Annotated in this window: 15 protein-coding genes; 14 read left to right on the forward strand and 1 reads right to left on the reverse strand. The window is 62.3% G+C overall.

Annotated features, from left to right (window positions below; genetic code table 11):
• The first annotated feature begins 19 nt into the window (after positions 1-19).
• The 7 genes from fusA to gmk all read left to right on the forward strand — a co-directional run bounded on the left by fusA (position 20) and on the right by gmk (position 10,539).
• On the forward strand, positions 20-2,146 hold the full coding sequence (gene fusA / locus J3T93_RS01985; protein ID WP_045924656.1) for an elongation factor G: 2,127 nt from the start codon (positions 20-22) through the stop codon (positions 2,144-2,146).
• Positions 2,147-2,341: 195 nt separating this feature from the next.
• Positions 2,342-3,541, forward strand: coding sequence for an elongation factor Tu (gene tuf, locus J3T93_RS01990; RefSeq protein WP_267399656.1), 1,200 nt, complete (start codon positions 2,342-2,344; stop codon positions 3,539-3,541).
• A gap of 236 nt (positions 3,542-3,777) precedes the next feature.
• Positions 3,778-4,341 (forward strand): elongation factor P, encoded by a 564-nt coding sequence (efp, locus tag J3T93_RS01995; RefSeq protein ID WP_045924655.1) that lies wholly within the window; start codon positions 3,778-3,780, stop codon positions 4,339-4,341.
• 23 nt (positions 4,342-4,364) lie between these two features.
• Positions 4,365-5,045 (forward strand): transcription antitermination factor NusB, encoded by a 681-nt coding sequence (nusB, locus tag J3T93_RS02000; RefSeq protein ID WP_267399657.1) that lies wholly within the window; start codon positions 4,365-4,367, stop codon positions 5,043-5,045.
• 196 nt (positions 5,046-5,241) lie between these two features.
• Positions 5,242-6,453, forward strand: coding sequence for a glutamine-hydrolyzing carbamoyl-phosphate synthase small subunit (gene carA / locus J3T93_RS02005; RefSeq protein WP_267430344.1), 1,212 nt, complete (start codon positions 5,242-5,244; stop codon positions 6,451-6,453).
• Entirely contained in the window at positions 6,446-9,820 is a 3,375-nt protein-coding gene (carB, locus tag J3T93_RS02010) for a carbamoyl-phosphate synthase large subunit (RefSeq protein WP_267430345.1), read from the forward strand. The genes carA and carB overlap by 8 nt, the downstream gene beginning before the upstream one ends.
• Positions 9,821-9,915: 95 nt before the next feature.
• Positions 9,916-10,539, forward strand: a complete 624-nt coding sequence (gene gmk, locus J3T93_RS02015; protein ID WP_267430593.1) for a guanylate kinase — start codon at positions 9,916-9,918, stop codon at positions 10,537-10,539.
• Between the two features lie 74 nt (positions 10,540-10,613).
• Here gmk and ilvD read toward each other — a convergent pair whose 3' ends face one another.
• A complete protein-coding gene (gene ilvD / locus J3T93_RS02020) occupies positions 10,614-12,473 on the reverse strand; it encodes a dihydroxy-acid dehydratase (RefSeq protein WP_267430346.1) in 1,860 nt (619 codons plus the stop codon).
• A 178-nt stretch (positions 12,474-12,651) separates the two neighbouring features.
• Here ilvD and rpoZ point away from each other — a divergent pair, with 178 nt between their 5' ends.
• The 7 genes from rpoZ to dop all read left to right on the forward strand — a co-directional run bounded on the left by rpoZ (position 12,652) and on the right by dop (position 21,579).
• Positions 12,652-12,936 carry a DNA-directed RNA polymerase subunit omega gene (rpoZ, locus tag J3T93_RS02025; RefSeq protein ID WP_015022131.1) on the forward strand — a complete coding sequence of 95 codons (285 nt, stop codon included), beginning with the start codon at positions 12,652-12,654 and terminating at the stop codon, positions 12,934-12,936.
• Between the two features lie 61 nt (positions 12,937-12,997).
• Positions 12,998-14,218 carry a methionine adenosyltransferase gene (metK, locus tag J3T93_RS02030; protein WP_267430347.1) on the forward strand — a complete coding sequence of 407 codons (1,221 nt, stop codon included), beginning with the start codon at positions 12,998-13,000 and terminating at the stop codon, positions 14,216-14,218.
• A gap of 92 nt (positions 14,219-14,310) precedes the next feature.
• A complete protein-coding gene (locus J3T93_RS02035; protein WP_267430348.1) occupies positions 14,311-16,614 on the forward strand; it encodes a primosomal protein N' in 2,304 nt (767 codons plus the stop codon).
• Between the two features lie 101 nt (positions 16,615-16,715).
• A complete protein-coding gene (locus tag J3T93_RS02040) occupies positions 16,716-17,420 on the forward strand; it encodes an HAD family hydrolase (RefSeq protein WP_267430349.1) in 705 nt (234 codons plus the stop codon).
• Positions 17,421-17,465: 45 nt separating this feature from the next.
• Positions 17,466-18,440, forward strand: a complete 975-nt coding sequence (fmt, locus tag J3T93_RS02045; protein ID WP_267430350.1) for a methionyl-tRNA formyltransferase — start codon at positions 17,466-17,468, stop codon at positions 18,438-18,440.
• Between the two features lie 71 nt (positions 18,441-18,511).
• The gene (gene arc, locus J3T93_RS02050; protein ID WP_267430351.1) at positions 18,512-20,074 is read left to right on the forward strand and encodes a proteasome ATPase; all 1,563 of its coding nucleotides are present in this window, start codon (positions 18,512-18,514) and stop codon (positions 20,072-20,074) included.
• Positions 20,071-21,579, forward strand: coding sequence for a depupylase/deamidase Dop (dop, locus tag J3T93_RS02055; protein ID WP_267430352.1), 1,509 nt, complete (start codon positions 20,071-20,073; stop codon positions 21,577-21,579). Before arc ends, dop begins: the two co-directional genes overlap by 4 nt.
• The last annotated feature ends 24 nt before the right edge of the window (positions 21,580-21,603 follow it).

Here is a 21,603-nt window from a genome sequence, read left to right on the forward strand (position 1 = left end):
AGAGCGAGAACAAGGAATTATGGCACAAGACGTGCTCACGGACCTGACCAAGGTCCGCAACATCGGCATCATGGCCCACATCGATGCCGGCAAGACAACGACGACCGAGCGTATCCTCTACTACACCGGCGTCAATTACAAGATCGGCGAGACCCACGATGGCGCCTCCACTATGGACTGGATGGATCAGGAGAAGGAACGTGGCATCACGATTACCTCCGCCGCCATCACGGCCTTCTGGAACCGTCAGTCTCACGATCCTGAGGACCGCTACCAGATCAACATCATCGACACTCCCGGCCACGTGGACTTCACCGCCGAGGTGGAGCGCTCCCTGCGCGTGCTCGATGGAGCTGTGGCGGTGTTCGACGGCAAGGAGGGCGTGGAGCCCCAGTCCGAGACCGTCTGGCGTCAGGCTGACAAGTATGGCGTGCCCCGCATCTGCTTCATCAACAAGATGGACAAGCTGGGTGCCGACTTCTACTACTCGGTGGACACCATCAAGGACAAGTTGGGCGTCAAGCCGCTGGTCATGCAGTTGCCCATCGGCGCTGAAAGCGACTTCCACGGCGTGGTCGACCTGGTTCGCATGGTAGCCTACTACTGGAAGGACGAGGCCGACCTAGGCGCCAAGTATGAGACCATCGACATCCCCGATGATCTCAAGGACAAGGCCGAGCAGTACCACACCGAGCTGCTCGAGGCCGTGGCCGAGTCGGACGAGGACCTGCTTGAGAAGTACCTGGGCGGCGAAGAGATCTCCCAGCAGGAGATCCGCACCGCTGTGCGCAAGATGACCATCGAGCAGTCAGCCTTCCCGGTCTTCTGCGGATCCGCTTTCAAGGACAAGGGCGTGCAGCCCATGTTGGACGCGGTCGTGGACTACCTGCCCAGCCCCGAGGACGTGCCGGCCATCAAGGGCTACAAGATCGGCGACGAGTCCGTCGAGATCGATCGCAAGCCCACCGTGGACGAACCTTTCTCAGCCCTTGCATTCAAGGTGGCCACCCACCCCTTCTACGGCAAGCTGATCTATGTGCGCGTCTACTCCGGCAAGGTGGCTCAGGGCGAAACGGTCCTGGACTCCACCAAGGACAAGAAGGAGCGCGTCGGCAAGCTCTTCCAGATGCACTCCAACAAGGAGAATCCGGTCGATGAGGCCATCGCCGGCAACATCTACGCCTTCGTCGGGCTCAAGAACGTCACCACTGGTGATACCCTGTGCGACGAAAAGGCGCCGCTGGTGCTGGAATCCATGACCTTCCCCGATCCTGTGATCGAGGTGGCCGTGGAGCCTAAGACCAAGGCCGACCAGGAGAAGATGGGCATCGCCCTGCAGAAGCTCTCCGAGGAGGATCCCACCTTCCAGGTCAAGACCGACGAAGAGTCCGGCCAGACCCTGATCTCCGGCATGGGCGAGCTCCAGCTGGACATCCTGGTGGACCGCATGCGTCGCGAGTTCCATGTGGAGTGCAACGTGGGCAAGCCCCAGGTGGCCTACCGCGAGACCATCCGCAAGCCCGTCATGAACCAGGAATACACCCACAAGAAGCAGACCGGCGGTTCCGGCCAGTTCGCCAAGGTGCTCATGAACTTCGAGCCCTTGGATACTTCTGAGGGCGAATCCTACATCTTCGAGAACAAGGTCACCGGCGGCCATATCACCAAGGAGTTCATCCCCTCGGTCGATGCTGGTGTGCAGGAGGCCATGGAGTCCGGCGTGCTGGCAGGCTTCCCGGTCGTGGGCGTTAAGGCGACCCTGACCGACGGCCAGATCCACGAGGTCGACTCTTCGGAGATGGCCTTCAAGATTGCAGGCTCCATGTGCTTCAAGGAGGCTGCTCCCAAGGCCAAGCCCGTCATCCTCGAGCCTATTATGGCTGTGGAGGTCCGTACTCCCGAGGAGTACATGGGCGACGTCATGGGCGACATCAACTCCCGGCGTGGCTCCATCCAGTCCATGACCGACGCCACCGGTGTCAAGGTCATCGACGCCAAGGTGCCCCTGTCGGAGATGTTCGGCTATATTGGCGACCTCAGGTCCAAGACCCAGGGGCGCGCCATGTTCACCATGCAGATGGACTCCTACGCTGAGGTCCCCAAGGCCGTCAGCGACGAGATCATCAAGGCCCAGCGGGGCGAGTAATGCCGGTCCGGTCCGCCGCTACTGCGGGCCGCCGCAAAAAGGCTCTTCTGTCACAAGTCGGCGCTACACTCTTGTAGCGCTGACTGGGCGGAGGGCAAAAGTGGCAAAGAACCCGATAACCCAGTAATATGTAGCGAGTGCTCTGTGCGTGGTTCGTGCAGGCAACCTACGAGACGTCCAGGAGGACAAAACATAATGGCAAAGGAAAAGTACGAGCGGAACAAGCCGCACGTTAACATTGGCACCATCGGCCACGTCGATCACGGCAAGACCACCCTGACCGCGGCCATCTCCAAGGTGCTGCACGAGGAGTACCCGGACGTCAACCCCGAGTACGATTTCGCTCAGATTGATGCTGCTCCTGAGGAGAAGGAGCGCGGCATCACCATCAACATCGCGCACATCGAGTACCAGACTGCCAAGCGCCATTACGCCCACGTGGACTGCCCCGGACACGCCGACTTCGTCAAGAACATGATCACCGGCGCTGCTCAGATGGATGGCGCCATCCTGGTGGTCGCCGCCACTGACGGCCCCATGGCCCAGACTCGCGAGCACGTGCTGCTGGCCCGCCAGGTCGGCGTGCCGAAGATCCTGGTCGCCCTGAACAAGTGCGACATGGTCGACGACGAAGAGCTGATCGAGCTGGTCGAGGAAGAAGTCCGCGATCTGCTGGACGAGAACGGCTTCGATCGCGACTGCCCTGTCATCCGCACCTCCGCCTATGGCGCCCTGCATGACGATGCCCCTGACCACGACAAGTGGGTTCAGACCATCAAGGACCTCATGGATGCCGTCGACGACTACATCCCCACCCCGGTCCACGACCTGGACAAGCCCTTCCTGATGCCCATCGAGGATGTCTTCACCATCTCCGGCCGTGGCACCGTGGTGACCGGCCGTGTCGAGCGTGGCAAGCTGCCCGTGAACACCAACGTGGAGATCGTCGGTCTGCGTGAGACCCAGTCCACCACCGTCACCTCCATCGAGACCTTCCACAAGCAGATGGACGAGGCTGAGGCTGGCGACAACACCGGCCTGCTGCTGCGCGGCATCGGCCGTGAGGACGTTGAGCGCGGCCAGGTTGTGGCTGCTCCCGGCACCGTGACCCCTCACCACAAGTTCGAGGGCGAGGTCTACGTGCTGACCAAGGACGAGGGTGGACGCCACTCGCCGTTCTTCTCCAACTACCGTCCGCAGTTCTACTTCCGGACCACCGACGTCACCGGCGTCATCACCCTGCCCGAGGGCGTGGAGATGGTTCAGCCCGGCGATCACGCCACCTTCTCTGTCGAACTGATCCAGCCCGTCGCCATGGAAGAGGGCCTGACCTTCGCTGTTCGTGAAGGCGGCCACACGGTTGGCTCAGGCCGAGTCACCAAGATCATCGAGTAGGATTGCCTGTCGCTTATCGACACAATCCGATGACGGGGCCCGGAATCCTTTCTGTGATTCCGGGCCCCGCCCATATCCGGCAGGCTTCGCCGCCGGGCCAGCCCCGGTGTTCATGCGCCGTGGCATAATAGGCGAGGATTTATCGCGAGCGGGCTGGATCCTGTGTGGCCCGGTGCTTTCGGCAGATGGCCAGGAGCCCTCCGAAGGAACGTTCATAAGAATGAGGTGGTATCAAGATGGCACAGACTTCCAACGACATCAAGAACGGATCGGTCATCAACCTGGACGGCAAGCTTTGGACCGTCATTAAGTTCCAGCATGTCAAGCCAGGCAAAGGGCCGGCCTTTGTGCGCACGACCATCAAGGACGTCCTTTCGGGCAAGATCGTGGACCGCACCTTCAACGCGGGCATGAAGATGGACTTCGAGACCGTCGACAATAGGACCATGCAGTACTCCTACCGGGATGGCGACTCGTTCGTCTTCATGGATATGAACACCTACGAACAGGTCAACATCCCCGAAACCCTGGTCGGCGATCAGGAACGCTTCCTGCTTGAGGGCACCGACTGCATCATCAGCTTCCATGACGGCAACCCGCTGTCCGTAGAACTGCCTGCATCCGTGGTGCTGACTGTGACCGCAACTGAGCCCGGCGTCCAGGGCAACCGCTCCAACGCCGGCACCAAGCCCGCCACTGTGGAGACCGGAGCAGAGATTCAGGTGCCCCTCTTCGTGGGTGAGGGCGAGAAGGTCAAGGTGGACACCCGCGACGGTTCCTACCTGGGCCGCGAGAACTGAGCAAGTCTGGAAACCACGTATCCATGGCACGTTCCACAGCCCGCAAGCGGGCCTTGAACACCCTGTATGAGGCCGATGAGAAGAGCCAGGATTTCCTCTCCCTGTTGGAGGAGCGCAAGGCTAGGCCGGGGGCACAGACACCTCTGCCTGCCTATGCCGTGACCATCGTTGAGGGTGTGGCAGAACATCGTCGAAATATTGATGAGGCCCTGCAGACCCATTCCACCCGGTGGCCGCTGAGCCGCATGCATGCCATCGACCGCAACATTCTGCGTATCGCCGCCTGGGAGATGTTCTACAACCCTGACGTTCCCGACAAGGTGGCCATCGATGAGGCCCTGTCCCTGGCCAAGACCCTCTCTGATGCTGATGCCCCCTCCTTCATTCACGGCGTTCTCAGCGCCCTGGAGCAGGAGAAGGATGAGCATCAGGCTCGTCGTGAGCAAGCCGATCGGATCGCTGCCCTGGCTGATGCCGAGGCCGATGCGGACGCTTCGGATGATGAATCCGATAAGGCAAAAGCAGGGATCGCAGCCTCTGAGCCAGTCTCCTCTGGGGATGGCCATGCTGACAGCGAGTCGGAATCGGCAGAGGGTACACACGAGGATGAGGATGCCGACCAGTCGGCTCCCAGTCTGGATCAGTTGAAATTGACGTTGCCGAAGGAACTGACCCCGGATGTGGATCTTCCTTCAGGCGACTGAGTAATGATTCGGATAAAGGCCGACCGATGTCCGCTGGCTGTTAGGGCATCAGGTCGGCCTTTTTCCATATTGAGATTTATTGAACAGCAGGCCTTGCTGCAAGATTTGCCCAATCATCTTTTGGGCGAGCTAGTCGGCATGATCCATGGGGGACATTAATATAGGTGCGAATATCCACGGCAAACAAGGGGGTTCGGTGAACCTGAAGGACACCAACGCCATCGCCTCCGATCGTCGTTTCTCCGATTCCGCCATCCTTCTGCTGGAGGACGGCCAGGTGTATGAGGGAAAGGCCTTCGGGGCACTGGGCAGCACTATCGGTGAGGTCGTATTCGCCACGGGGATGACCGGATACCAGGAGACCCTGACCGATCCCAGTTATGACAGACAGATAGTAGTCCAGACGTTTCCGCACATCGGCAATACCGGTGTCAACGGGGAGGACGGTGAATCATCACGGATCTGGGTGGCCGGATATGTGGTCCGGGAACCCAGTCCCACTTTCAGCAACTGGCGGGCTACAGGCGGTCTCCAAGGGGAGATGATTGACCAAGGCATCGTCGGCATCAGCGGCATAGACACTCGCCGGCTCGTACGGCACCTGCGTTCAGCGGGCGTCATGCGGGCCGGTATTTTTTCTGGGTCGGCCCTGGACGATGGCAGCATCCAGAGTCTTTTGGATCGAGTCAGACAGGCGCCGACCATGGGCGGCTCCCACCTGACCGGCGAAGTCAGCACAAACTATCCCTACACGGTGGAGCCTTGCGGTCAATATCAGGATAGGGAGCCGCTCTGCACGGTGGCTGCTGTCGATCTGGGCATCAAGGCCATGACCCCTCATCGGCTGGCCGAGCGCGGATGCCGGGTCCACCTGCTGCCCGTGGGCACCACCATGGAGACCATCCGCTCGCTCAATCCAGATGGCGTCTTCTTCTCCAACGGTCCCGGCGACCCCTCTACGGCCGACCATGAGGTGGCCCTCCTGCGCCAGGTGCTTGATGCAAGGCTGCCCTTCTTCGGCATCTGCCTGGGCAACCAGCTACTGGGCCGTGCCCTGGGCTTCGAGACCTACAAGCTGAAATTCGGTCATCGCGGCATCAATCAGCCGGTCATGGATCTCAGCACTGGCAAGGTGGAGATCACTGCCCACAATCACGGGTTCGCAGTCAAGGCGCCCAAGGGTGACCCGGTGCCCTCGCCCTATGGTGAGGGCCGATATGGTCGTGTTCGGGTCTCTCATGTCGATCTCAACGACGGCGTGGTCGAGGGTCTGGAGTGCCTGGATATTCCGGCCTTCTCCGTTCAATATCATCCGGAGGCGGCGGCTGGTCCGCACGATGCCTCCTATCTGTTTGACAGGTTCATCACGTTGATGCAGGACGCCAAGGAAGGGAAGGCACATGCCTAAGCGGCAGGACATCCATTCGGTCATGGTCATCGGCTCTGGGCCCATCGTCATCGGGCAGGCGGCCGAGTTCGATTATTCGGGGACACAGGCCTGCCGGGTGCTGCGCGAAGAGGGGATTCGCGTTATCCTGGTCAATTCCAATCCCGCCACCATCATGACGGATCCCGAGATGGCCGATGCCACCTACATAGAGCCCATCGCTCTGCCTTTCCTTGAGCGGATCATTGCCAAGGAGCGGCCGGATGCGCTGCTGCCCACCCTGGGCGGCCAGACCGCTCTGAACGCTGCCGTGGAGCTGGGCAAGGCCGGCGTGCTGGAGCGCTACGGGGTGGAGCTGATCGGCGCTTCGCTGGAGGCCATCGACAGGGGAGAGGACCGTGAGCTCTTCAAGCAGGTGGTGGACCAGGCCGGCGCCGAGTCAGCCAAGTCCCGCATCGCCCACAGTCTGGATGAGGCCGAGGCAGTTGCCGCTGAACTGGGCTACCCTCTGGTGGTTCGTCCCTCCTTCACCATGGGCGGCCTGGGCTCAGGCATCGCCCACGATCGTGAGGAACTGAGGCGGATCGCCGGTGCTGGCATCCACTATTCGCCCACCGATGAGATCCTTTTGGAGGAGGGCATCGAAGGGTGGAAAGAGTATGAGCTGGAGCTCATGCGCGACCGCCTGGATAATGTGGTTGTGGTCTGCCCCATCGAGAATGTAGACCCGGTAGGCGTGCACACCGGCGACTCCATCACCGTGGCCCCGGTCTTCACCCTGACCGACCGGGAGTATCAGCGGATGCGCGACATCGGTATCGCCATCATCCGCGGCGTGGGGGTGGATACGGGCGGCTGCAACATCCAGTTCGCCGTCAACCCCAAGAACGGCCGGATCATCGTCATCGAAATGAATCCGCGTGTTTCACGGTCTTCGGCTCTGGCTTCCAAGGCCACCGGCTTCCCCATCGCCAAGATCGCAGTCAAGCTGGCCCTAGGATACACCTTGGACGAGATAGAGAACGACATCACCCGCTCAACCCCTGCCTCCTTCGAGCCGACCATCGACTACGTGGTCACCAAGATTCCGCGCTTCACTTTCGAGAAGTTCCCCGGGGCGGACACGACCCTGACCACCTCGATGAAGTCCGTGGGCGAGGCCATGGCTCTGGCTGGCAACTTCCGCGAGTCCCTGGGCAAGGCCATGCGCTCCATCGACAAGCGGCACATGACCTTCTCCTGGGATGGCCCCAGGCCCGACCAGGCCGAGACGGACCAGCTGCTGGAGGCCATGCACACTCCCACAGAGCACCGCTACCTGCAGATTCAGCGAGCCTTCTGGGGCGGAGCCACCGTGGAGCAGGTCCACCAGGCCACCAGGATCGACCCCTGGTTCCTGGAGCAGATCAGCATGATCAATGATCTGGCCCTCCAAGTGCGCCAGTCCGAGGTCCTGGACGAGGACCTGCTGCGCCGGGCCAAGCAATCGGGGCTGAGCGACCTGCAGATTGCCCACCTGCGTGGCATGGGTGACCAGGGCGAGGCAGTCGTCAGGGAACTTCGCTGGGCCTTCGGTCTTCATCCTGTCTACAAGACTGTGGACACCTGTGCAGCTGAGTTCGATGCGGTCACGCCCTACTACTACTCCTGCTACGCCGACGAGTCCGAGCTGCGACCCCGTCAGCGCGAGGCGGTCATCATCCTGGGCTCGGGGCCCAACCGAATCGGTCAGGGGGTCGAGTTCGATTACACCTGCGTGCACGCCGTCCAGGAGCTAGGCAAGGACTATGACACCATCATGGTCAACTGCAATCCCGAGACGGTCTCCACCGACTATGACATGTCGGACAGGCTCTATTTCGAGCCGCTGACCTTCGAGGATGTTCTGGAGATCTACCGAGCTGAGAAGGCCATGGGACCTGTCAAAGGGGTCATCGTCCAGCTGGGCGGTCAGACGCCCTTGTCTCTGGCGGCCAGGCTCAAGGCGGCCGGGGTGCCCATTCTGGGAACCAGTCCCGAGTCCATCGACCTTGCCGAGAACCGCGAACTCTTCGGCCAGGTGCTCAGCAAGGAGCATTTGAACGCTCCACGGTACGGCACTGCTCTTTCCTTGGATGAGGCCAAGGAGGCAGCCCACGCCATCGGTTACCCGGTTCTGGTCAGGCCCTCCTACGTGTTGGGCGGACGAGGCATGGAGATCGTCTACGACGACCAGCAGTTGGCCACCTACGTGGATCGAGCCCTGGATGAGGCCAAGGCCGATACGGTGGTCTCCGGCCGTCTGCCCTCACCCCTGCTGATCGACAAGTTCCTCCAGGACGCCATCGAGATCGACGTGGATGCCCTCTATGACGGGCAGGAGCTCTACATCGGCGGAATCATGGAGCATGTGGAGGAGGCCGGAGTCCACTCCGGCGATGCCGCCTGCACCCTGCCGCCCTCAACCCTCTCCGACGACCAGATCAATCGGTTGCGGCAGGCCACCCTGGCTATAGCCCAAGGGTGCGGGGTCCAGGGGCTGATCAATGTTCAGTATGCCTTCATGGCCAACACCCTCTATGTGATCGAGGCCAATCCCCGCGCATCCCGGACCGTCCCCTTTGCCTCCAAGGCCACGGGTACGGCGCTGGCCAAGGCTGCGGCGCGGATCATGGTGGGGGAGTCCATCGCCCAGCAACGAGCCAATGGTCTGCTCTTGCCTGTCGGCGACGGCGGCATGGTTCGCATCGGTCAGCCTGTGGCGGTCAAGGAGTCCGTCCTGCCCTTCAAGCGCTTCCGTACTCCAGTGGGTCGGACCGTAGATATCCTGCTGGGCCCGGAGATGCGTTCCACCGGAGAGGTCATGGGCTTCGATCGGGACTTTCCCCACGCTTTCGCCAAGAGCCAGCTGGCCGCCTACCAGGGAGGTCTGCCTACCAGCGGGGTCGTTTTCCTGTCGGTCAATGATGCGGACAAGCGCCAGCTGCCCATGCTGGCAGCCCGCCTGTTGGAGCAGGGCTTCAGCATCTGCGCCACCAGTGGCACGGCCTCTGTCCTGCGCCGGTACGGCTTCGATGTGGCCGTTGTCGACAAGATCAGCGATGGTGAGGAGCAGGGTCAGGCTTTTACTGATTCTGACGGAGTAAGGCATATGGGCCGGAATCCTGTCCAGCTTATTGAGGATGGGACCATCGACATGATCCTCAACACGCCCAGCTCCAGGGGTTCCCGTTCTGACGGCTATTTGATCCGGGTGGCCGCCATAGCCGCCGATCTGCCGCAGTTCACCACCATCACCGAATTCTCAGCCGCACTGATGGCCATTGACGTGGTCAAAAAGGACGACTACGAGGTCATGAGCATCCAGGAACACGCGGCCCGGCTGCTGGAGCTGGAAAAGGCCAAGTAGGTACGCTATATGATTGATCCATGTTCCGGTCCGGATAGGCTGGAGGGTGACTTTTAGGAAAGGAAGTGGCCGTGTCAACGATCAACGGTGCCGACATGTCAAGTCAGGATCCTTCGGGAGAGCGGACCGGGGGGCCGGGGAAGACGGGCGGCCGGTTGATCGTGTTGACGGGTCCCACGGCTGTTGGCAAGGGTACTGTTGAGGCAGCTCTGCGTCGTGTCCACCCGGAGGTTTGGGTCTCCGTCTCGGCCACCACCCGCGCGCCGCGTCCGGGCGAAAAGGATGGCATTACCTACTGGTTCATGGATGAGCAGGAGTTTGCCCGCAGGGAGGCTGCCGGAGATTTTCTGGAGACCGCCCTGGTTCACGGCTTGTCCCACTATGGCACCCCGCTGCAGCCGGTCCTTGAACATCTGGCAGCAGGAGTGCCCACAATTTTGGAGATCGACCTGCAAGGGGCGCACCGTGTTCGTCAAAGGGCGGGAGAGCTGGGCCTGGAAGTGTTTTACGTCTTCCTGGCTCCGCCGTCATTCCAGGATCTGGTTACCAGGCTGAACATGCGGGGAACCGAAAATGAGGAGCAGCGAGCCCGCAGGCTGGAGACCGCCAAAGTTGAGCTGGCCTCCGAGGATCAGTTCGATCAGGTCATAGTCAATGACAATGTGGATAAAGCCGCCCAGGCGCTCTGGGCGGTAATCGCCAAAGAGTACGGTCTCTGAACGCCTGCCCCAGCTGCGGAAGAGTTAAAAAATCCTCCAATCGAGTGAGAGCTCGATTGGAGGATTTTAGTCTATCAGTCCAAGCCTGACAGTCGGTTGATCAGGTCAGGGTCGCGGGTGGCACCCTTGTCTGCAGAGCGGGCGAAAGCGGCATAGGCTTTCAGCGCCAGGGAAACCTTGCGATCCCTGTGGGCCACATAGCCTTCGCCGGCTTCCAGCTCTGCGCGGCGCTGCTCAAGTTCCTCGTCGCTCAGCTCGACATCTACGCGCCGGTTGGGGATGTCGATGCGGATCATGTCGCCGTTGCGGATTAGGGCGATGGGGCCCTTGTTGGCTGCTTCAGGCGCGATATGGCCGATGGCCAGGCCTGATGAGCCGCCGGAATAGCGGCCGTCGGTCAGCAGGGCCACGTCCTTGCCGATGCCCTTGCCCTTGACGAATGAGGTGGGGTAGAGCATCTCCTGCATGCCGGGGCCGCCCTTGGGTCCCTCGTAGCGGATGACCAGGGCTTGGCCCTTGTGCAGGGTGCCGTTGAGAATGACCTCCACAGCCTGTTCCTGCGATTCGACCACCAGGGCCGGTCCGCGGAAGTTCCAGATTTCCTTGGGCACACCAGCGGTCTTGACCACGCAGCCATCGGGGGCCAGATTGCCGCGCAGTATGGCCAGACCGCCTTCGGAGACGGCCGGGTGATCCAGGTCGTGAATGGCGCCGTTGACACGGTCGGTGTCCAAGTCCTCCCACTCCTTGGACTGGTTGAAGGGCTCGGGGGAGGTGATGTGCCCGGGCGCTGCGTGGTAGAGCTCCTTGGCCTGGTCCAGGCAGGTGGGACGCATGATGTCCCAGTCGTTGAGCTTGGACTCCAGATCCGGGTAGTCGATGGAATGCGTGTCCTTGTGCAGCACTCCGCCACGGTCCAGCTCACCCAGGATGCCGCAGATGCCGCCAGCGCGGTGGACGTCGGATATCTCCCAGTCTCCGGAGGGAGAGGCCTTGCAGATGCAGGGGACTGTGTGGGAGATGCGCTCGATGTCGTCCAGGGTGAAGTCCACATCCGCCGACTGCGCGGCAGCCAGGATGTGCAGGACGGTGTTGGTAGACCCGCCCATGGCCACATCCATGGTCATGGCGTTTTCGAAGGCTTTCTTGGTGGCGATGGACCGTGGCAGGACCGAGTCGTCGTCATCCTGGTAATACCGGTTGGCAATCTCGACGACCAGCTTGCCGGCCCGCTCGAAGAGCATCTTCCGTGCTGTGTGCGAGGCCAGGGTGGTGCCGTTGCCGGGCAGGGCCAGACCTATGGCCTCGGTCAGGCAGTTCATGGAGTTGGCGGTGAACATGCCGGCGCAGGACCCGCAGGTGGGGCAGACCGTCTTCTCCAGTGCCAGCAGACCTGCATCGTCGATGCTGTCGTCAGCCGAGGCGTACATGACGTCGATCAGGTCTGTGCTCTCCTGGACTGTTCCGTCGGGCATGACCGTGCGTCCGGCCTCCATGGGGCCGCCGGAGACGAAGACTGTGGGAATGTTCAGACGCAGAGCGGCCATGAGCATGCCGGGGGTGATCTTGTCGCAGTTGGAAATGCAGATCAGGGCATCGGCGCAGTGGGCGTTGACCGAGTACTCCACGGCGTCTGCGATCAGGTCACGGCTGGGCAGAGAGTAGAGCATGCCCGTATGGCCCATGGCGATGCCGTCGTCCACGGCGATGGTATTGAACTCGCGGGGGATGCCGCCCGCTTCCTTGACGGCCTTGGAGACCAGACGCCCCACCTTGTTCAGGTGGACGTGGCCGGGCACGAATTCGGAGAAGGAGTTGGCGATGGCCACGATAGGCTTGCCGAAGTCCTCACCCTTGACGCCAGCGGCACGATAGAGGGCACGGGCGCCCGCGAACTCTCGTTCCTTCATTAATTTGGCTGATCGCATCTGCATAGTTTTATTCAAGTGATCGCAGGCATCAACGGTTTGAACATGACCACATGTTGGAATTTCCGAGGTTCTCGTTCCGCTTTCCCCGGCAGAGAAGCATTCGAGGCTAAAATCGAGCCCGGGCGGTAAAATCATTCAGATTGAATGAATGGTTCATCCAGTTGAATTGGAGAAACATCTTATGGCATTCGGTACCGAGCCCCATCCGCAGGGATTTGCGAATCCTCCCATCGACGACCTCATGAAGCACGCCGATTCGAAGTATGCGCTCTCTATCTTCGCGGCCAAGCGGGCCCGTCAGATCAATTCCTATTTTACACAGCTCAATGAGGGCCTGCTGCAGAACGTCGGCCCGCTGGTTGAGTACCAGAACCAGGAGAAGCCCCTGTCCATCGCCTTCCGTGAGATCAACGAGGGCCTGCTTGAAGAGACCCTGGGCGAGGATGATCTGAGCGAAGGCAACTGAGCCTTCGACTCTCGGTGCAGGGTTCTCGGACGGTGACGGTTTCTAGACAAAGGTGAATGAAATGACAGAGCGACGGCTGATTTCGGCTGAATCAGTGACCGAGGGCCATCCAGACAAGGTCTGCGACCAGATTTCCGATGCCATCCTGGACGATTTGATCGCCCAGGATCCGCACTCGCATGTGGCCGTGGAGACCTCGGCGGCCACCGGCCTCTTCTTCGTCTTCGGAGAGGTTTCATCCCAAGGTTACACGGACATTCAGTGCCAGGTCAGGTCGGTGCTGCGCAGGATCGGCTACACCTCATCCGATATTGGACTGGACGCGGATTCCTGCGGCGTGACCGTGGCGCTGAGCGAGCAGAGCAAGGAAATCAACCAGGGTGTGGAACGGCTGTCGGCCAGCCAGGAGAGCGCTGCCACCCGTGAGGAGCGTTACCAGTCCCAGGGGGCCGGCGACCAGGGAGTCATGTTCGGGTACGCCTGTGATGAGACCGACACGCTCATGCCCCTGCCCATCTATCTGGCCCACCAGCTGGCCTTCCGACTGGCACAGGTGCGCAAGGAGGGGATCATCCCCCACCTGCGGCCCGACGGCAAGACCCAAGTCACCATCGAATATGATCAGGATGACCGCCCCCGCCGGGTGGATACGGTCCTCATCTCCACCCAGCACGATCCCGAGGTGGGGCATGACTGGCTGCAGGAGCAGTTGATGGAGCATGTCATCACGCCCGTCCTGGATCGCGTTTGCGGCAAGGCTGTCGAACACCAGGGCTATCGGGTGCTGGTCAATCCTACCGGTTCCTTTATTTTGGGCGGCCCAGCGGCTGACGCAGGACTGACCGGTCGCAAGATCATTGTGGACACCTATGGCGGGGCGGCGCATCATGGAGGCGGCGCCTTCTCCGGCAAGGATCCCAGCAAGGTCGACCGGTCTGCTGCCTACGCAGCGCGTTGGGTGGCCAAGAACATTGTGGCTGCTGGTCTGGCACACAAGGTCGAGGTCCAGGTGGCCTATGCCATTGGTGTGGCCGATCCGGTCAGCGTCAACGTGGAGACCTACGGCACCGAGCAGGGAGTCACCCGGGAACAGATTCAGGAGGCTGTGCGCGAGGTCTTCGACCTGCGGCCGGCAGCCATCATTGATGAGCTGGATCTGTTGAGGCCCATTTACGCCAAGACTGCGGCCTACGGGCACTTCGGCCGGGAGGATCCCGACTTCACCTGGGAGCAGGTGGACAAGGTGGGCGAGCTCAAGGCCGCCATCGGCATGACCAGGTAGTAGCTGTTCATCAAGAGCCACGGCGGATTCCCAGGTCATCGACTGGGGAATCCGCCGTGGCTCTCTTAATTGTGAAAGCGAGGGGAGAAGCCATGGATTCGCAGGATGTTAGTCAGCCCGCCCTGGATGGTCTTGCCCCACGCCGTCGTTCGAGCAGCAGTCGAAAGAAACCTCCGCGCCGACCGGCTCATGAACTCCCTGTGGCACGGGTGGTGCTGGATGTGCAGGCCACTCATCTGGGCGGGACCTTCGATTATTTGGTGGATGCCGACCAGGACGATCATGCACAGCCGGGATGTCTGGTTCGCGTCCGGTTCGGGGCGCGCAGGGTTAACGGCATCATCTGGGAACGCGCGGCAGACAGCCAGGTTCCCCGCGCCTCCCTGCGTTTCTTGGAGCGGGTGGTGCTGGATCGCAGCCTGATCTCATCTTCCCTGCGCGCGGACATCACTGCCATCGCCAGGGCCTATGGGGGTACTGAGGCCAATATTCTGCGGCTGGCCCTGCCCCCTCGCGTGGCCCGCATCGACAAGGAGCAGCAGCTGGTTCCCGGTCAGCCCCGGCTGGCGTCTGATCTCGCCTGGGTGGCCGGGCTGGCCCAGCGGCTGAGGGATCTGAAACAGAAGCTTGATCCGGGCTATCAGGGACTGGAGAAACTGGATCAGTCACTGGAAGAGGATACGTTCACCGCCTATCTGACCGACATTTTGCCCGGTATGGACCAGGCCGCCCTGCTGGCTGCCAGGGTGCTGATAGGGGCCCTGCTGGCCGGCCGATCGGCGGTTATGGTGCTGCCGGGCAGCCGCCAGGTGTCCCACCTGTCCGCAGTCCTTCAGCAGCTTGGGTTACGTCCCTTTGGCCCCTCTGTTGCCGCTGGTCCTGGCCAACAGGAGGCTCACGGCTGGTCCGGCGATTTCGCCATTCTGGACAGCGGCATGGCTCCTGCCGAGCGTTACAGGGCCTACCTTGCCCTAGCTTCAGGTCAGGTCCGCTGCGCCATCGGGCTGCGGGCTGCCATGTACGCCCCGGTTGAGGGGCCCGCCCTCTTCGCCCTGATGGACGATGCCAGCTACCAGTACGCCGATGGGATGATGCCCTATGCCAATGCCCGTGGAGTGTTGAGGTTGCGGGCGCGTGCACACGGCGGCGTATTCCTGGCCATGGCCCGTGCCAGAAGCGTGCGCTCCCACTGGGAGAGTCTGCCCGAGGCCACCGAGGCGGACTCCGGTGTGACCGGTCCAGGCACCGCTTTGACGCTTGACCGGCCTACGGTGACGACCCTGCAGCCCTGGATTCGCTGGCTGAACCGGGAGGAACTGAGCCATCTGGCCGACCTGACCATGGGCGCCCGGGTTCCACATACCGCCGTCGTGGTTATTGACAAAGCCTTGGAGCGTGGTCCGGTTCTGCTGTCCATCCCTCAGGACGGCATCTTCGAAAGCCTGAGTTGCGCTCGCTGCCATCATCAGGCTCGCTGCCCGCGTTGCACCGGACCCCTGCGGGCGAGGCGGCCTGGTGCGCCTCGATGCGCCTGGTGCGGGGCTGCGGCTACGGACTGGTCCTGTCCGGATTGCGGGGGTTCGCGGCTTCGGGTGGTCAGGGTAGGTGCCGCCGGGACGGCCCAGGAGCTGCGCATGCTCTTCAGAAATGTGCCCATTGTCATCTCTTCGCCCAGCCAGCCTCGCGGGGTGGTCGAACGCATACAGGATCGTCCCAGCTTGGTCATCGCCACCCCGGGTGCCGAGCCTAGAGTGGTCGCTTCGAGTGTTGAAGGCAGCAATACAGACACAGGTGATTCGGACCTGCCCCGGCTGTCGCGAGGATACCGGGCCGTGGCCATTCTGGATGCCTGGACCAGTCTGTATGCCCCTGGCGTCGATGCACGTATGGACACCCTGGGAGCCTGGATGCGCGTGGCCTCCTTTTGTCGCCCCCGGGCCCAGGGAGGTCAGGTGCTCCTGTTGGGGGAGTGCGATCCCCAGCTGGCCCAGGCGCTGATGACCTGGCAGGGGCCGGTGTTGGCCGCCGCCGATCTGGCGGACCGTCGGTTGACTGCCATGCCCCCTGCGGTCGGCATGGCTGCGATATGGGGCGAAAGGGAGGCCGTCACTTGGATGCTGGATGCCGTTGGGATTACGCCGGAGCAGGAGGCTATGACAGATGCCGGTCCTGAGCCGGTCCCTGCCCTGCTTGGCCCTGTGCCCATACCGGCGCCTTCCACGCTGAAAGCCGGCTACCTGGAGGGAACTCAGGATAGGGTCCAAGCCCTGGTTCGGGTACCCACCAGTTCCAGGGATAAGCTGGCTGACGATCTCAAGCAGGCTCAAGCCAGGTACGTGGCCGGTCGCGGGCGAGGGGAGTTGCGCTTCCGGATGGATCCCAAGGATCTGACCTGATTGTCGCCCCAGGCGAATCTCTACAGGGTCTATGCGGCGTGGTTTCATGAGGGGGCGCAGGCAGAGGCGCGAATGAACGAATTCAGGAAAGGCGGAGAGGCATGAAGGGATGGCCGGGCGAGATTCGGGTTGAGGAAGATGTGATCCAGGCCGAGCAGGCGGCGGCTCAGGCCCAGGGTCAGCCCATCGAGCAGGTCATCTTCGACTTCGGCAACGTCTTGATTCGTTGGCAACCCGAGATGGCCATGGTGGCCAGGTACGGGCGCAAGAGCATCGAAGCCATGCTGGACGACAGCCGTTCCGGTTTCTACCGGGCCAACAACATGATGGATGGCGGAGCCACCTGCGCCCAGGCCCGTGACTGGGTGGCCGCCAACTGCGGGGCCCCTTGGGATGCCATGTTCGCCTACTACTGTGATCATTTCGTCGATTCACTGACCGGACCTGTACCAGGGGCACGTATGCTGGTGGAGGATCTCAAGGCGGCAGGCCTGAGTGTCTGGGGGCTGACCAACTGGGGTGCCGAACTCTTCCATCACGCCTGGGACGGAGACTCCTTCCTGCATAGGCTGGACGGGGTGGTGGTCTCCGGGCCCATTCACATGCGCAAGCCCAACCCGGCCATCTACCGGTACGCCCTGGACCAGTTCAGAATCCAGGCTGACAGGACCCTCTTCGTGGATGACAAGGGTATGAATGTAGTTGGTGCCAACAAGGCCGGCATCCGCAGTCTGCGATTCAGCGACCCCTACGGGCTGCGCACTGCCTTGATTGAAGCAGAGGTGAACATTCCTCAGGTGCAGTGAACGTGCAGAGTTCCGAAGCCGTCAGATGAAAAGGAGATAGACGATATGGTCATGACATTGCTGTTTGCGGGCACACCCCAGGTCGCCTTGCCGTCTCTGAGATTGCTGGCGGCCGACCAGGAGCATTTCCGGGTTGCCGCCGTGCTCACCAGACCCGACGCACCCCAGGGGCGTGGAAGGCATCTGCAGCCCAGTCCGGTCAAGGCTGAGGCCATCAAGCTGGGGATTCCCGTTCTTGAGGACAACCCGTCCGATCCGGGTTTTCCGGCGCGGCTGAAGGATACGGGTGCCAACTGTGCGGCTGTCGTGGCCTACGGACGGATCCTGCGCCAGCCGGTCCTGGACGCCTTTGAGGGGGGCTGGTACAACCTACACTTTTCCCTGCTGCCGCAGTGGCGTGGAGCAGCCCCAGTACAGCGGGCCATCTGGGCCGGGGATACCATCACTGGCGCCACGGTCTTCCGGCTCACGGCTGGCATGGATGAAGGCCCTATCCTGGCACAGTCTACGGTGGAGATCGGGTCGCACGAGACCTCGGGCGAGCTGCTGGATCGCCTGGCTGAGGACGGATCCCACCTGCTGGCTGCCAGTCTTGAGGCCCTTGCGGAGGGTCGGATTCAACCCAAGGAGCAGATGCGGGGCGCCTATCAGGTGGCCGCCAAAATCACCCATCAGGATGCCCACATGCGTTTCGATGTGCCCGTCTTTGCTCTGGATCGGCAGGTTCGCGCCTGCAGCCCGGAACCGGGAGCCTGGTGTCTGTACCGGCGGGGCGACGATCCGCAGGACGAGCAGACAGGACTGACCGTGCTCAGGGCGGCACCGGCCCGAGGGGATGAGCCCGGTCTTCCGGGGCACCTGGAGCCGGGTCGGCTGGCCAGGGACCGTCATCACTTCTGGGTGGGCACCAAGACCCTGCCCCTGGAGCTGCAGATGGTCAAGGCTGCCGGCAAACGCGCCATGAAGGCCATGGACTGGGCCCGTGGAGCTCGTTTGGAAGACGGGGCCCACTGCAGCTGAGTCCCTTCCCGGCTGGCTGTCCAAGCCGTGCGGGGATTCCAGGGGCGAACGATGGAGGGAAGAGGGTAGTCATGCAGTCCGATGATGTTGAGCAAGCTGACGATGCCAATGACCAGGACCAGGACGGGGAACGGCGCAACCGGGCCTTGGCTGCTGCGCTGACCAGGGCTGCCAAGGAACTGTCCAAGGCCAAGAGCCAGTTGGCCCAGCTGGGCCAACCGCCCTTGACCGTCGCCCTGGCCTTGGGCGTGGATTCCGTAGCCTATGACAGCCAGGGGGTGCAGCAGGCCCGTCTGCTGATCCTGAACGGTTCCAGACGGATGGTCGTCCCCCTGGCGCCTGATATCCACGCCGAGCGGATCCGGGCCGGCCAGGAGGTTCTGCTCAACGCCGATATGGTGGTGGTGCGTGTGGGCGATCAGCCGGTGACCGGGCAGGTCCGCACGCTGCGGGAGACCTTGGAATCCGGTGCCCTGTTGGTGGAAGACCCCTCCGGTCAGACCCGCGTAGCCGCGCGTGCGGGCTCTCTACAGGACCAGCCCATCGAGGCGGGCAGCGCCTTGCTCATGGACGAAAGCTGTTCGATGGCCCTGGCTGTGCTGCCTGAGTCGGATCAGGCCGACATGCTCCTGGAGGAGACTCCTGACGTGGACTTCTCTGATATAGGCGGCCTGGACAGGCAGATCGAGCGGATCCGGGATGCGGTCCAGCTGCCCTTCCAGCATGCTGATCTCATGCGTCGTTATGGGCTTCAGGCCCCCAAGGGTGTCCTGCTCTACGGTCCGCCCGGCAATGGCAAGACCATGATCGCCAAGGCTCTGGCCCGTGCCCTGGCCCAGGAGAGCGACGGTCATGGGGTCTTCCTGTCAGTTAAGGGTCCTGAGGTGCTCAACAAGTTCGTGGGCGAGTCCGAACGGCTGATTCGCCGCCTCTTCGCCCGGGCCCGCAACCTGGCAGGCCAGGGTGGACCGGTGGTGGTCTTCATCGACGAGATGGATGCCCTGTTGCGAACCCGAGGTTCTGGTATCTCGTCGGATGTGGAGACCACCATCGTCCCCCAGTTCCTGACCGAGCTGGACGGTGTCGAATCCCTGGACCAGGTCATGGTCATCGGCGCCTCCAACCGCATTGACATGATCGACCCGGCGGTTCTGCGCCCTGGACGGCTGGATGTCAAGATCCGCATCGATCGGCCCGACAGAACCAGGTCAGCCGCCATTCTGGGCAAATATCTGGGCTCCGATATGCCCATGGAGGATGATGGTGGGCCGGAGGAGCTGATCCAGGTGCTGGTCGACGGACTCTTCGCTCGGGATGATGACCACCTGCTGGGCAGAATCATGGATGCCAGGGGCCGCTGGCAGCCCCTCTACCTAGAGTCAGTGGTCTCCGGCGCCATGCTGCATAACCTGGTTGATCGGGTCAAGACCATGGCGATCAAGGCCTCCATCGAACAGGGTCGGCAGGTGGGTCTTGACCGCGGGTTCTGCGCAAGGGCGGTCCGTGGGCAGTATGAGGACACGCTGGAGGAGCTCAGTGGGCAGGATCCGGACCGCTGGGCCGATCTGGCAGGACTGCGCCCAGGGCAGGTTCAGGAGGTTCGCCCAGTTGACGGGCCAGGGGAGCGATCATGAATGCCGAGCGGGTCATGGGTACCGAGACGGAGTACGCCATAGCCGACCCCCAGGATCTCGGCGCCGATCCACGTACCCTGGCCCTGCGTCTGGTAAGGGCCGCCGCCCAGCCGGCCTTGGCGCATATCCGCTGGGACTATGGGCAAGAGGATCCGGTCAATGATGCCAGGGGAGGTCGGCTGCCGCGTTCCGCCGCCGCTCCGAGCATGCTCACTGACGCGCCCGGCGCCCGGCTGATTGATGTGGCAGCTCCCAATGGCGCTCGCATTTACGTGGATCATGCCCACCCGGAGTATGCCTCGGCGGAAACAGTGAATGCCTTCGATGCGTTGGTCCAGGACCGTGCGGGTGATCGGATGATGGCCCAGGCCGCAAAAAGAGCCGGAGGTCTGACTCTCTACAAGAACAACGTAGACGGCAAGGGTGCCGCCTGGGGATCCCATGAAAACTATCTGATGGATAGGGCGGTGCCCTTCGCCAGGGTGGCGGCTCTGATGACCATTCATTTCGTCACCCGGCAGATCTACACCGGCTCGGGCAGGGTGGGTCTGGGGCCCAGGAGCGAAGAGTCTGGCTTCCAGCTCAGCCAGCGCGCCGACTATCTGACCAGCCGCATTGGACTGCAGACCACCTTCGGGCGGCCGATCATCAATACCCGGGACGAGTCACATGCCGGGCCGGGCAGTCGCCGCCTCCATGTGATTGTGGGCGATGCCAACCGGCTGGATGCGCCCCTGGTCCTCAAGCTGGGAACGACCGATCTGCTGCTGGGCCTCTTGGAGTCCGAGGGTGGTTCGACCAGTCAAGTCGATGAGCTGTTGGATCGCTGGACGCTGGATGATCCGGTGTCGGCCCTGCACACGGTTTCGCGAGATGTCACCCTGACCAAGCCGCTGGCCCTGGCAAACGGAGGGTTCGCCGATGCGCTGACCATCCAAAGAGCATTGCTGGATGCGGCCCGCCAGACCAGACGGGATGTCAACAGGCCTGGATGTGCCGATGATCGGGTTCTGAGCCTCTGGGATCAGGTGCTCGAAGATCTGGCCGCAGTGCGTTCGGGCGACGAGGAGGCCCGTTTGGCTATGCACGACCAGGCAGGCAGGTTGGAATGGCTGCTCAAATGGCAGCTCCTGGAGCGTCTGCGTCGTCGTCGTTCCATATCCGACTGGTTGGATCCCCGTCTGGCGGCCCTGGATTTGGCCTGGGCACGGGTGGATCCCGGCCGTGACCTGCCTTGGCGACTGAGAGGATCCGCCCTGCAACTGGCCGATCCCGATCAGATCACCATAGCCATGGACCAGGGGCCGGAGCAGACTCGCGCCTGGTACCGTTCCCGGCTGCTACATCGCTGCCCTGATGCGGTCAGGGCTGTCTCCTGGAGTCGTGTCATTCTTGAGGGCCAGGGCCCGGAGGGAGAGCCTAGGACCAGGGTGGTGGATCTGTCCGATCCGCTGAGTCACACACGGTCTTCCTACCGGGATGGCCGCGACATATACTGCAGGTAGCGCAGAAAATAGTCCGATATCCGA

This window comes from Bifidobacterium sp. B4111 (assembly GCF_026537235.1).
GTDB lineage: Bacteria > Actinomycetota > Actinomycetes > Actinomycetales > Bifidobacteriaceae > Bombiscardovia.